Origin of the sequence: Sphingomonas canaveralia (assembly GCF_047238125.1) — a bacterium.
GTDB lineage: Bacteria > Pseudomonadota > Alphaproteobacteria > Sphingomonadales > Sphingomonadaceae > JBDFMH01.
The window spans coordinates 456349-468459 of record NZ_JBDFMH010000001.1; the positions used below are offsets into that span (position 1 = coordinate 456349).

Annotated in this window: 16 protein-coding genes; all 16 read left to right on the plus strand. The window is 69.4% G+C overall.

The genetic code is table 11. The features are described 5' to 3' along the window. Positions 1-8 precede the first annotated feature (8 nt). Positions 9-524 carry a type II secretion system major pseudopilin GspG gene (gene gspG / locus ABC347_RS02210; protein ID WP_413244152.1) on the plus strand — a complete coding sequence of 172 codons (516 nt, stop codon included), beginning with the start codon at positions 9-11 and terminating at the stop codon, positions 522-524. After that, positions 499-972 (plus strand): GspH/FimT family pseudopilin, encoded by a 474-nt coding sequence (locus tag ABC347_RS02215; RefSeq protein ID WP_413244153.1) that lies wholly within the window; start codon positions 499-501, stop codon positions 970-972. The genes gspG and ABC347_RS02215 overlap by 26 nt, the downstream gene beginning before the upstream one ends. Further along, positions 959-1321 carry a type II secretion system minor pseudopilin GspI gene (gene gspI, locus ABC347_RS02220; RefSeq protein ID WP_413244154.1) on the plus strand — a complete coding sequence of 121 codons (363 nt, stop codon included), beginning with the start codon at positions 959-961 and terminating at the stop codon, positions 1319-1321. Before ABC347_RS02215 ends, gspI begins: the two co-directional genes overlap by 14 nt. Further along, positions 1318-1968: a type II secretion system minor pseudopilin GspJ gene (gene gspJ, locus ABC347_RS02225; protein WP_413244155.1), complete on the plus strand. Its 651-nt coding sequence runs from the start codon at positions 1318-1320 to the stop codon at positions 1966-1968. The genes gspI and gspJ overlap by 4 nt, the downstream gene beginning before the upstream one ends. Beyond that, positions 1965-2951, plus strand: coding sequence for a type II secretion system minor pseudopilin GspK (gene gspK / locus ABC347_RS02230; protein WP_413244156.1), 987 nt, complete (start codon positions 1965-1967; stop codon positions 2949-2951). The genes gspJ and gspK overlap by 4 nt, the downstream gene beginning before the upstream one ends. Further along, positions 2948-4063 carry a type II secretion system protein GspL gene (gene gspL / locus ABC347_RS02235; RefSeq protein WP_413244157.1) on the plus strand — a complete coding sequence of 372 codons (1116 nt, stop codon included), beginning with the start codon at positions 2948-2950 and terminating at the stop codon, positions 4061-4063. Before gspK ends, gspL begins: the two co-directional genes overlap by 4 nt. Then, positions 4060-4542, plus strand: coding sequence for a type II secretion system protein GspM (gspM, locus tag ABC347_RS02240; RefSeq protein WP_413244158.1), 483 nt, complete (start codon positions 4060-4062; stop codon positions 4540-4542). Before gspL ends, gspM begins: the two co-directional genes overlap by 4 nt. Continuing rightward, positions 4542-5258 (plus strand): type II secretion system protein N, encoded by a 717-nt coding sequence (gene gspN, locus ABC347_RS02245; protein WP_413244159.1) that lies wholly within the window; start codon positions 4542-4544, stop codon positions 5256-5258. Before gspM ends, gspN begins: the two co-directional genes overlap by 1 nt. After that, positions 5255-5632, plus strand: coding sequence for a hypothetical protein (locus ABC347_RS02250; protein ID WP_413244160.1), 378 nt, complete (start codon positions 5255-5257; stop codon positions 5630-5632). The genes gspN and ABC347_RS02250 overlap by 4 nt, the downstream gene beginning before the upstream one ends. Positions 5633-5746: 114 nt before the next feature. After that, entirely contained in the window at positions 5747-6325 is a 579-nt protein-coding gene (locus ABC347_RS02255; protein WP_413244161.1) for a TerD family protein, read from the plus strand. Beyond that, positions 6325-7527 (plus strand): TerD family protein, encoded by a 1203-nt coding sequence (locus ABC347_RS02260; RefSeq protein WP_413244162.1) that lies wholly within the window; start codon positions 6325-6327, stop codon positions 7525-7527. The genes ABC347_RS02255 and ABC347_RS02260 overlap by 1 nt, the downstream gene beginning before the upstream one ends. Before the next feature lie 16 nt (positions 7528-7543). Next, complete coding sequence (locus ABC347_RS02265; protein ID WP_413246985.1) at positions 7544-8656, plus strand: DUF475 domain-containing protein; 1113 nt, start codon at positions 7544-7546, stop codon at positions 8654-8656. Positions 8657-8659: 3 nt separating this feature from the next. Next, a complete protein-coding gene (locus ABC347_RS02270) occupies positions 8660-9238 on the plus strand; it encodes a TerD family protein (protein ID WP_413244164.1) in 579 nt (192 codons plus the stop codon). A 31-nt stretch (positions 9239-9269) separates the two neighbouring features. Further along, positions 9270-9845, plus strand: coding sequence for a TerD family protein (locus ABC347_RS02275; protein ID WP_413244165.1), 576 nt, complete (start codon positions 9270-9272; stop codon positions 9843-9845). Between the two features lie 62 nt (positions 9846-9907). Beyond that, positions 9908-10912, plus strand: a complete 1005-nt coding sequence (locus tag ABC347_RS02280; protein ID WP_413244166.1) for an ATP-grasp domain-containing protein — start codon at positions 9908-9910, stop codon at positions 10910-10912. Beyond that, positions 10905-12104, plus strand: a complete 1200-nt coding sequence (locus ABC347_RS02285) for a trypsin-like peptidase domain-containing protein (RefSeq protein WP_413244167.1) — start codon at positions 10905-10907, stop codon at positions 12102-12104. Before ABC347_RS02280 ends, ABC347_RS02285 begins: the two co-directional genes overlap by 8 nt. Positions 12105-12111: the final 7 nt, after the last annotated feature.

The window sequence follows — 12111 nt, forward strand, 5'->3', positions numbered from 1 at the left end:
TGACTGCCATGATCAAATCCCTCCGTCGCTCCTGCGCCGGCAACAGCCCATGTCCCCCCGGCGTGGCAGGCCAGCCGGTCACGAGCCCCGACCCGCGCTGCGGCGACGATGACGAGGCCGGCTTCACCCTGGTCGAGCTGCTGGTCGTGATCGTCATTATCGGCCTGCTAACGACCATCGTCGTAATCAACGTCTTCCCCGCACAGGATCAGGCGCGGATCGGCAAGGCCAAGGCCGATATCTCGCTGCTGGAACAGGCGGTCGAGATGTACCGGCTCGACAATCTCACCTATCCCGCCACCGGCGATGGCCTGCAGGCGCTGGTCACCGCCCCCGCCGCTGCCGCGCAGACCGGGCGCTACCGCCAGGGCGGCTATGTGAAGCGGCTGCCGGATGATCCGTGGGGTGCGGCTTACCAATATGCGGCTCCGGGCCGGCATGGCCCGTTCGACATCTACAGCCTTGGCGCGGACGGCCGCGAAGGCGGCGAGGGCGAGAATGCCGATATCGGCAACTGGAAGTAGCACGCACCACAGCGGCGACGCCGGCTTCACGCTGGTCGAACTGCTCGTGGTGCTGACGATCATCGGGCTGGCCGCCGCTGCGGTCGTCGTCGCGATGCCCGATCCGCGCGGATCGCTGCGCCAGGAAGGTGAGCGCTTCGCCGCCCGCGTCCGCGCCGCGCAGGAACAGGCGATCGTCGCGGCCAGCCCGGTCGCGCTCACCGTCTCGCCCGGCGGCTATGCGTTCGAAACGCGCCGCCACGGCCGCTGGCGCGCGATCACCGATCGGCCGCTTGAACGGCGCGAATGGGGGGCGGGCACGCAGGCGGTGGTCGGCGAGAAGGGGACGCTGCGCGCGATCTTTGATCCCACCGGCGCGGCTGATCCGGTCGCAGTCACGCTGCTGCGCGGCGATGCGCGGGTCAGCGTCTCGGTCGCGGCCGACGGGGCGATCGATGTCGCGGGGTGAACAGGGCTTCACGCTGATCGAGCTGATGGTGGCGCTCGCCATCTTCGGCCTGGCGGCGCTCGCGCTGCTGCGGCTGGAAGGCGCCACGCTCGCCACTACCGCGCGGCTGCAGGATCAGGTGCTCGGCCAGATCGTCGCACGCAACGTCGCGGTGGCCGCCGTCACCGATCCGGTCGCGCCGTCGGTCGGCGTCGAACAGGGCAGCGAGCAGAATGGCGGCCGCAGCTGGGCGTGGACGCGCGCCACTGCCCCCGGCGGCGATGCCGGCCTGCTCCGCATCGACGTCACCGTGCGCGCGGCGGACGGCGGCCAGGCCGGCGCGCTGACCCTGTTCCGGCCGGCGACATGAGAAGGCCGCATACCCGCACCCCCGTGAAGGCCGGGGACCAGTTGCGGAGCCCAACGGCGCCCGCCAGCGAAGCCGGCTTCACGCTCGTCGAACTGATGGTGTCGCTGTTCATCTTCGCGCTGCTAGCGGCGGCCGGCGTCGCGCTGCTCGGCTTCAGCGTGAAGGCGCAAGGTGCGGCGGGGGAGCGGCTGGACGAGGTCGCCGCACTCCGCCGCCTGTCCGCACTGATGGCGGGGGATCTCGCTCAGGCCACCGCGCGCATCAGCCGCGATCCCGATGGCCGCCCGCGCGCCGCTTTCGTCGGCACCCCCGGCGGCGGCCCGATTGCCCTGGGCTTCGTGCGCGCGGGCTGGAGCAATCCAGACGGCGCGGCCCGCGCCTCGCTGCAGCGGGTCGACTGGCGGCTGGAGGGAGACCGGATCGAGCGCCGCGCCTATCCGATGGTCGATGGCGCCACGCCGGCCGCCTGGTCGCCGGTGATGCGCGGCGTCTCCGCGCTTACGCTGCGCTATCGTCTCGGCGGCGAATGGCGCGAGGTGTGGGATCCCGTCCGGCCGAGCGCGGTGCCGCGGGCGGTCGAGGCCACCGTCACCGTCGATGGCGTCGGCCCGGTCCGCATGCTGTTCCTGTCGGGCACCGGCCAATGATCCGCGTCGCCCATGCCGAGGAGGGGGCGGCGCTGCTGGCGGTGCTGATGCTGGTCGCGGTGATGGCCGCGATCTCGGTAGTCGCGCTGGAAAAGATCGCGCTGGCCACGCGGCTCGCCGCCAACGGCGCCGCGCTCGATCAGGCGCGCGGGCTGGCGCTGGGCGGAGAGGCGATCGCGCTCGCCCGCATCGGCCAGCTCGCCAATCGCGAACGGCGCACCACCACGCTGGCGGGCGGGTGGCAGGGACGCGCCTTCCGCATGCCAGTGCCGGGCGGCATCGCCACCGCGCGGCTGGTCGATGGCGGCAACTGCTTCAACCTGAACAGCGTCGCCGAAGGGCTGGTGCCGACCGATCTTGCGCCGCGCCCGGCAGGCGTGCAGCAGTTCATCGCGCTGATGCGGATCCTGGAGATCCCGGAAGGTGAGGCGCGCCGTGTCGCCGCCGCCACCGCCGATTGGGTGGATGGCGACTCGATCCCCAATCCCGACGGGGCGGAGGATGAGACCTATGCCGGTGCCGCCACGCCGTATCGCGCGGCCAACACGCTGATCGCCGATCCCAGCGAGCTGCGCGCGATCGCGGGTGTCACGCCCGAGCTCTACGCCCGGCTCCGTCCCTGGGTCTGCGCGCTGCCGACCGCCGATCTGTCGCCGCTCAACGTCAACACGCTCACCCCCGATCAGGCGCCGCTGGTGGCGATGCTGGTGCCCGATCAGCTCGATCTCAACCGCGCCCGCGGTATCCTCACCGCGCGACCGGTCGAAGGGTTCGACAATCCGACCGCCTTCTGGAAGCTGCCTGCGCTGGAAGCGCTGGTGCCGCCCGCCGAAGTCGTCGGTCAGCCCCAAGTCCGTACGCGCTGGTTCGCGCTCAGGCTTGACGCCGAACTGGGTGCCGCGCAGGTGCGCGAGGAGGCGCTGATCGATGCCGGGCTGGTGCCCGCGCGCGTGGTGGCACGTCGCTGGGGGGACGAGGAATGAGCGCGGGCCGCCTGCTGCTGCTGTTCGCCGGCGACGGCGATGCGCGCGCGTCCGATGGCTGGCTCGAGCTCGAGGGCGGTGCCGTCACCGCGCGGGGTGACAGCTGGGTCACCGCGCCCGCCGATCGCCCCGGCGCGGTCCGTCGCAAGGTGGTGATCGTGGCACCCGGCCAGCAGGTCGCGCTGCACTGGATCGAACTACCGTCGCTCAGCCCCGCTCAGGCGCGCGCAGCTGCACGGATGACGGCGGCGGAGATCAGCCTCGATCCCGTCGATCGCCTGCATGTGGCGCTGGGCTCGCGTCAAGCCGATGGCTTTCATCCCATTGCAGTGGTCGCGGCCGATCGCATGGCGGGCTGGCTCGGCCAGGCGCAGGCGCTTGCGCTCGATCCCGATCATGTCGTGCCCGAACCGATGCTGATCGCGCCACCGGAAGCGGGCGAGCGGCACTGGGCGCTGCCGCACGCCATCGTCGCCCGCGGGCCGACCAGCGGCTACACGGTCGAACCCGATCTCGCGGCGCTGCTGGATGAAGACGGTGTCGAGCCGGTCGATACCGTCACCGTGGAATCGGGGCTGGCCGGCCTGCTCGATCCGCCTCCGCTCGATCTGCGGCAGGGCGCGTTCGCGCGTCGCCGCCGCTGGCGGATCGATTGGGCGCAGGCGCGGCGGCTGGCGATCGTCGCCGGCGCGATCTTGCTTGCCACGCTCGCTATCCAGGCTGCCCTGATCCTGCGCTATTCGATCGCCGCCGATCGCACAGAGGCGGAGATCGAGACGGTCGCCCGCACCGTGCTGCCGCGCGCCGCCGCGCTGCCCAATCCCCCCGCGCAACTGCGCGAGCGGCTGGCCGATCTGCGCGGCGGCGGCCTTGGCTATGGCACCGTCGCAGGGTTGCTGTTCGATGCCGTCCGCGCGACCCCGGATGTCGAGCTCGGCGCGCTGCAGTTCGATCGCGATGGCACGCTCACCGCCACCATCCTCGCCACCGGCGCGCCCGAGATCGCGGCACTGGAAGCGCGGCTCGATGCTGCCGGGCTCGATGCCGATACCGCGCCGCCCCGCAGCGGCGGTGGCCGCCAGATCTCCGAACTCACGGTGCGCGCACGATGATCGATCGGCTGAAGATCTGGTGGGCCGGGCGCACCCTGCGCGAACAGCGGCTGCTGCTTGTGATGGCGGCGCTGCTGGCGATCACCATCGCCTGGGCCGGCATCATCCGGCCGACGGATGATGCGCTCGCCGATGCCCGCGCCCGCCATGCCCGCGCGGTGCTGGCGCTGGGCGATGCCCGCGCCCAGGCCGATGCCATCCGCCTGCTCGAACGGCGCGCGCCGCCGCCGCTGGGCGCGCCGATCCAGGCGTTCCTCGCATCCCAGGCCAGCGAGGCGGGGTTCACCGTCGCCCGCATCGAACCGCTCGGATCGTCGGGTGCGACGCTCGTCATCAACGCGGTCCGCGCGCCCGCCTTCTTCGGCTGGATCGGCCAGCTGGAAAGCCGCTACGGGCTCGTGGTCGATCGGCTGGTGGCGCGCACCAACAGCGATGCCACGCTGTCGGTGCAGGTCGATCTGCGCGGACGGGGGCGCTGATGCGGATCCGCCTGCCTGTCGGCCACCGGCTGTTGCTGGCCGCCGCCACCGTCGCGATGCTCGTGCTGCTGCTGCCGGCCCGACTGGCGCTGGGTCTGGTCGGCATGGACCGGGTCGGCCTTTCCGCGCGCGCCGCCGAAGGCAGCATCTGGCGCGGCCGCCTGGTCGAAGCGCGGCTGGCGGGCGTTCCGCTCGGCGATCTCAGGATCGGTCTCAGCCCCTGGCCGCTGTTCGTCGGCCGCGCCCGGCTCGATCTGGCGCGCGACGGCGATCTCGATCCCGCCGCCGGCGCGATCAGCGTCAGCCGCCACGCGCTCGGCATCGATGATGTCACCGCGCTCGTGCCGCTGGCGGGGCGGCTGGCGCCGCTGCCGATCGCCGCGCTCGATCTGGCCGATGTCTCCGCCCGGTTCGAGGATGGCGTGTGTATCGCAGCCGAGGGTCGGGTCACCGCGCGGCTGGCGGGCGATGTCGCCGGCCTGTCGCTGCCCGGTGGGCTCACCGGCGAGGCACGCTGCGACAATGGCGCGCTGCTGCTGCCGCTCGCCAGCCAGACGGGGATGGAGACGCTGGCGCTGCGGTTGCTGCCGGGCGGGCGGTATCGGGTGGATTTGGCGGTGCGCGGCAACGATCCGGCAGTGCGTGATCGGCTGCTCGCGGCTGGCTTCGCACCGGGGGCCGGCGGCTATGCGCTGGGGGTGGATGGCACATGGTGACAGCCGCGCTCTGGCTCGCCCTCTCGCTCGGCACGCTGCCGCGGCAGGATCTGGCGCCCGGCGAATGCGCGATCTTCCTGTGGCGCGGTGATCCGCGGCCAGCGCTGCTGCTGGTCGCACGCGGTGGCGCGGCGCGGATCGCGCTCGGCAGCGGCGCGCGCGATCTGGCGCGAGCGGATGGCGCCGATCCGTCGAAGCCCGCGGCCAGTGCGCGCTATGCCGATGCCACGCTGTCGGTCTCGGTCGATCTGGTGTTGGAGGAACGCGAGGGGCTGGCGAAAGGCGCACTGGTGCGCGACGGCACCGTCTCCGTAACCGAAGCGGGCGGCGATACGCTCGTCCAGCCGGTCGGCGGCCTCCTGGCCTGCCGCTAATGCTTGCCGGCACCACGCCGCAACGATCCGGTCATCTTTTGCCGCCAAGCCCTGTTGCATCGCGCAGGCCGCTGGGCTTTGTTCGGGCGTGATGGTCAATCGGGAGCGGGCGTGATGGTCAGTCTGGTCAAGGGGCAGAGCATCCGGCTCGAAAAGTCGGGCGGCGGCACGCTGACCCGGGTCACGATGGGGCTCGGCTGGGATGTCCGCAAGGCCAAGGGGTTGGGCCGGTTCTTCGGCGGCGGCGATGATGTCGATCTCGATGCGTCGGTGCTGCTGTTCGACGGCAATCGTCAGCTGGTCGATTCGGTCTGGTTCCGCCAGCTGCGCTCGAAGGACGGTTCGATCATCCACACCGGCGACAACCGCACCGGCGCGGGCGATGGCGATGACGAGCAGATCATCGTCGATCTCTCTGCGCTGCCGCCCGCGGTGCAGACGCTGGTCTTCACCGTCAACAGCTTCACGGGCGACTCGTTCGAGAAGATCGAGAACGCCTATTGCCGGCTGGTCGATGCCACCACCAATGTCGAACTGGCGCGCTTCGATCTGTCCGGCAGCGGCGCGCACACCGGTCAGGTGATGGCGAAGGTCGCGCGCGATGGCGCCGGCTGGTCGATGAAGGCGATCGGGGACAAGACCACCGGCCGCACCTTCCACGACATGATGCCAGCGATCTCGGCGCACTTCTGATGGTGGATCTGACGCAGGGCGGCAATGCCCCGCTGCCGGGGGATCCGGCGATCGTCACGGTCGATTGGTCTGCGCCGGCGGCGGTGGAGGCCGATGTCTCGGCCTATCTGCTGACCGAGGCGGGCAAGGTCCGCAGCGACGACGACATGATCTTCTACAACCAGCCCGAAGGCGCCGGCGGCGCGATCCGCTATGCCGCGGGGCAGAGCGGCAAGGGCCGGTTCGAGATCGCGACCGGCCGGCTGCCAGCCGATGTCGTGCGGATCGTGATCTGCGTGACGATCGACGGCGGCGCCGCCAAGGGCCAGACGATGGCGATGCTGTCCGGCGCGCGGATTGCGGTCGGCGGCGATGCGATCGTCTATGCGCCGATGCTGTCGGGCGCGACCGAGGCGGCGATGATCTTCGGCGAGCTCTATCTGCGGAACGGCCAGTGGAAGTTCCGCGCGGTCGGCCAGGGCTTCAACGGCGGCCTCGGCCCGCTCGCGCGCTCGTTCGGCATCGACGTCGCGGACGATCCCGCACCGGCTGCGCCTGCACCCGCGCCCGCACCGCCACCACCACCCCCGCCACCGCCTGCAGCTGCTTCCCCGCCGCCGCGCCCGGTCAGCCTTGCCAAGATCTCGCTCGACAAGCCGAACCAGACCGTCAGCCTCGAAAAGCGCGGCGGATCGTTCGGCGAGATCGTCGTCAACCTGAACTGGTCGCGCGGCAAGAAGTCGTTCTTCGGCGGCGGCTCCGCGATCGATCTCGATCTCGGCTGCCTGCTGGAACTGGCCGACGGACGCAAGAGCGTGGTCCAGGCGCTCGGCCGCCTGTTCGGCAGCTTCCACAATCCGCCCTTCATCGCGCTGGAAGGCGATGACCGCACCGGCGACGTGTCCGCGGGCGAGACGATGCGCATCAACGGCGCGCAGTGGAATCAGCTCAAGCGGATCGCGATCTTCGCCAATATCTATGATGGCGTGCCCAACTGGCAGCAGACCGATGGCGTGGTCAGCGTCACCATGCCCGATCAGCCGCCGATCGAGGTGCGGATGACCGAGGGCCGCAACGACAAGCGGCTGTGCGGGATCGTGCTGCTGGAGAATGACGGCGGCACCATCAAGGTGACGCGGATCGTCGATTATTTCCGCGACCAGAGCGAACTGGATCGCGCTTTCGGCTGGGGTCTGCAATGGACCAGCGGTCGCAAGGACTGACGGGGGACGCGCGTTGATTCGCAAATATTACACAGGCTCGCTCATCTTCACCGCGCTTTGCCTGGGCATCGCGGCGTGGCTGGGCTGGAACACGGGCGGTGGCATGCAGGCGCTGCTGGCCACGCTGTGGATCACGCTCGTGCTGGGCGTGCTGGAGGTGTCGCTGTCGTTCGACAATGCGGTCGTCAACGCGACCGTCCTGCGCGACATGGATGCGAAATGGCGGCGCGCCTTCCTCACCTGGGGCATCCTGATCGCAGTGTTCGGCATGCGGATCGTGTTTCCGCTCGCCATCGTCGTGATCGCGACCGGGCTGGGGCCGATCGAATCGCTCAAGCTCGCGGCGGGCAACCCCGCCGAATATGAACGCATCATCACCTCTGCCCATGTCGGCATCGCCGGTTTCGGCGGCGCGTTCCTGGCGATGGTCGGCCTGAAATTCTTCTTTGATGCCGACAAGGAAGTGCACTGGATCGACATCGTCGAACGCCAGCTCGCCAAGCTGTCCAGCGTGCCCGCGGTCGAGATCGGCATCGTGCTGATCGCGCTGGTCGGCATCGCCAGCGTGCTGCCCGATGCCGATCGGCTGGTGTTCGTCGAAGCCGGCATCTTCGGCCTGCTCACGTACATCGCGGTCGATGCGCTCGGCTCGCTGCTCGAAGGCGCGGAGGATGCCACTGGACAGGTCGCGCGCTCGGGTCTCGCCTCGTTCCTCTATCTCGAAGTGCTCGATGCATCCTTCTCGTTCGATGGTGTGATCGGCGCGTTCGCGCTGTCGAAGGACATCTTCATCATCGCACTGGGTCTCGGCATCGGCGCGATGTTCGTCCGCTCGATGACGGTGATGCTGGTCGACAAGGGCACGCTCGCCGAATATCGCTATCTCGAACATGGCGCCTTCTGGGCGATCCTGGCGCTGGCCGCGATCATGCTGACCTCGGCCAACGAGGCCTGGCACATCCCCGAAGTCGTCACCGGCCTGATCGGCGCGGTTCTGATCGGCACGGCCTTCTGGTGGTCCAAGCGCCACAACCGGCTGCATCCCGAGGAATCGCATCAGGTCGATCTCGGCAGTCATGATCCTGTCGCCCCCACGGGCGAGAAGCTCGGCAACATTGGACATAACTGAGCCATGTCGATCAGCATCGCCAAGGGCGGCAATATCAGCCTCAGCAAGGAAGAACCGGGCCTCACCCGGATCGTGATCGGGCTGGGCTGGGATACGCGGGTGACGAGCGGGGCGGATTTCGATCTTGATGCCTCCGCCTTTCTGCTGACTGCGGAAGGCAAGGTCCGCTCCGACGCCGATTTCATCTTCTACAATCAGATGAAATCCGCCGACGGATCGGTCGAGCATAGCGGCGACAATCGCACCGGCGCGGGCGAGGGGGACGACGAATCGATCAAGGTCGATCTCGCCAGCGTGCCTGCCGGGCTGCAGAAGATCGCGGTGGCGGTCACGATCCATGATGGCGAGGCGCGCGGCCAGAATTTCGGCATGGTGTCGAACGCCTTCATCCGCGTGGTCAACGCCGCCAATGATCGCGAGATCGCGCGGTACGACCTGTCGGAAGACGCGTCGGTCGAAACGGCGATGATCTTCGGCGAGGTCTATCGCCACAATGGAGACTGGAAGTTCCGCGCGGTCGGCCAGGGGTTCAAGGGTGGTCTTGGCCCGCTCGCGCGCAGTTTTGGCGTGGACGTCGGCTGACCGCCGACCATAGCAGAGAGGAGTTCCGAACATGCCGGTATCGCTTTCCAAGGGCGCGAACGTCAGCCTCAGCAAGGAAGCCCCTGGCCTGACCGCGGTGCGCGTCGGCCTGGGCTGGGATACGCGCGTGACAGACGGCAGCGCATTCGATCTCGACGCGTCGGTGTTCGTGCTCGCAGCCGACGGCAAGGTCGCGTCCGATGCCGATTTCATCTTCTACAACAACAAGACCGGCGCCAGCGGCGCGGTCGAGCATCAGGGTGACAACACCACCGGCGAAGGCGCGGGCGACGACGAGGTCGTGAAGGTCAATCTCGCCAATCTGCCGGCCAGCGTCACCAAGCTGGCCTTCGCAGTCACAATTCACGACGCCGATGCCCGCAAGCAGAATTTCGGCATGGTCTCCAATGCCTATATCCGCGTGCTGAACGAAGCCGGCGGCAGCGAGATCGCGCGCTACGATCTGTCGGAAGACGCCTCGACCGAAACCGCGATGATCTTCGGCGAGCTCTATCGCAATGGCGATGAGTGGAAGTTCAAGGCGATCGGCCAGGGCTTTGCGGGCGGCCTCGGCCCGCTCGCCCGCTCGTTCGGGGTCAATGTCTGAGCGAGGCGCGTCCCGCCGTCTGGTTCAACCAGGGCTATTCCAGCATCCGTGATGCGGTGCTGATGGTGCGTGACGGGGCGGGCGGCCGGGTAAGGCTGCTCGCCTCGCACCGCGATCCCGCCGCCCCCGTCCTCGCCGCGGCGGACGAGGCCTTCGCCGAACCGGATCTGGATCGCCGCGCCGATCCCGATGGCTATGCGGGCTGGTGCATCGATCAATGCGCCGCGCGCGGCATCGATCTGTTCGTGGCGCAGAATGGCCGCTTCGATCTCGCCGATCGCGCGGCCGATTTCGCCCGTGTCGGCACCCGGCTGGCCGTGCCCGCAGATCGCGCAACGCTGGAACTGATCGAGGACAAGGGCCGCTTCCACGCCGCCGCCACCGATCATGGCCTGCCGACGCCGTGGACGCGAGAGATCCACGATGCGCCCTCGTTCGATGCCGCGCTGGCAGAGGCCGCCGCGCTCGGCCATGAACCCTGCGTCAAGCCGCCGCACGGCGTGTTCGCCGCTGGCTTCTGGCGGCTCGATCCGGCTGTGCCGCTGTTCGCCACGCTGATGAACCCGGATGCGCACCGCATCGCCCCCGCCGCGCTGCGCGCCGCGATTGCCGACGCGCCCGATCCGGTGCGGCTGCTCGTGCTCCAGCATCTGCCCGGCGCCGAATGGAGCGTCGATCTGGTCGCCGATGCGGGCACCACGCTGGTCGCGGTCGCGCGCCGCAAGCTCGCGCGCGCGCAGCGGCTGGAAGCGGACGGCCCTGCGATCGACATCGCCCGCGATGCGGTCCGCGCATTCGGCCTGTCCGGGCTGGTCAACGTCCAGCTCAAGGCCGCTACCGCCGACGATCGCGACCCGCGTATCCTCGAGATCAACACGCGGATGAGCGGCGCGTGCCGCTATACCGAGCATGCCGGGGTCAACCTGCCGTGGATCCAGATCGGCACGCTGCTCGGCCTGGTCGATCGTGCCGCCATCCCGCACCCTACAGGCGGCGCGCTGGTGGCGCCCGTCACCATTCCCGAGCGACTGCCCGATCCCGAAGCGAAAGCCGCCGCCCATGCGTGACCTGACGATCGGCGAGCGCGTGGGCATCGACGCGGCCGAGATCCGCATCGATGTCGACGGGCCGGAGATGGACGCACGCGCCGGCCAGCTCGGCGCGGTCGTCGTCGCGCTTGGCCCCGATCGCGCGCTTGCTCCCGGCTATGATCCGATCACCGCCACCGGCGGCGAGGTCCGCCCCGGCATAAGCTTCGTCGAGAATGGCGTGCTGCGGATCGAGCTTTCGAAGCTGCCCGCCGCGGTCGATCGCATCATGATGATCGTCTATATCGTCGGCGGCGTCGGTTCCGGCATCACGCTGCGCGATTTCCGGTCGTTGACCGCCACCGCCAACGACTATCGGATGCCGTTCGATCTCGCCAATCGCGGCGAAGCGGCGATGATTCTGCTCGAAGTCTATCGCCGCGGATCGGATTGGCGGCTGACCGCGAACGGCCAGGGCTTCGTCGGCGGCATCGGCGCGCTCGCTCATGCGCTCGGCATCCGTATCGATGTGCCGCACCCGCCCGAGCCCGATCGCCCGCCGCATCATTTCCATGAAGATCGCCCCGGCCCGTCGCGCCGCGCGCCCGGCGCCAGCTTCTCGGGCAGCGGCTTCGCGGTCGACGATCGCCACATCCTCACCAACGCGCATGTGATCGATGGCGCGCGCACCATCCGCGTGAAGAGCGATCGGATGACGGCCGATGCCGAACTGGTGTTCACCGATCCCCGCAACGATGTCGCGCTGCTCCGCATCGAACGCGACATCGGCGCGCGCGCACGTTTTCGCGGCGATCTGCGGATCGATCTGGGCGAGGATATCGTGGTGCTGGGCTTCCCGCTGTCGGGCCTGCTCGGCACCGGGCCGCAGGCCAGCGGCGGGAATGTATCCTCGCTGAGCGGGGTCGGCAACGACAGCAGCGTGCTGCAGTTCACCGCCCCGATCGCCAGCGGCAACAGCGGCGGCCCGATCCTGGACATGGCGGGGCATGTCATCGGCCTCGTCCACGCCTCGCTCAATCTCGATCATGTCCGCCGCGCCGGCAACAATGCCGAGAACGTCAATTTCGGCGTCAAGGGCGCGATCGTGCGTGCCTTCCTCGCCACCGCCGGCGTCGATCCCGTCCTGGCCGATGGCCATGCCAGCCGATCCCGCGCGGACATCGTGAAGGAAGCGCGCGGCTATATTTTCCGCATCGATTGCGAAGCCTGATCGGCTG